Annotated in this window: 1 protein-coding gene; it reads right to left on the reverse strand. The window is 67.7% G+C overall.

Going from position 1 to position 235, the window contains the following annotated elements:
• The coding region (locus tag ACRHOZ_RS21490) for an ATP-binding cassette domain-containing protein (RefSeq protein WP_431130439.1) at positions 1 to 235 on the reverse strand (235 nt) is incomplete at both ends.

A 235-nucleotide genomic window follows, 5' to 3' on the forward strand; every position in this document is an offset into this window, starting at 1 on the left:
CGTGCCGGGGTAGGAGCCCAACCAGCGTTCCAGCCAGAGCATGGCGTCCAAGTCCAGGTGGTTGGTGGGTTCGTCCAGCAAGAGCAGGTCAGAAGGTGCCATCAGGGCGCGGGCCAGGGACAGGCGCATTTGCCAGCCACCGGAGAACTCGCGCACGGGCAGCATCCACTGATCGGGGCGGAAACCCAGACCGGCCAGCAGTTGCTCGGCACGCGAGGGGGCGGACCAGGCATCG

Origin of the sequence: Flagellimonas flava, from assembly GCF_050617915.1 — a bacterium.
GTDB lineage: Bacteria > Bacteroidota > Bacteroidia > Flavobacteriales > Flavobacteriaceae > Flagellimonas > Flagellimonas flava_A.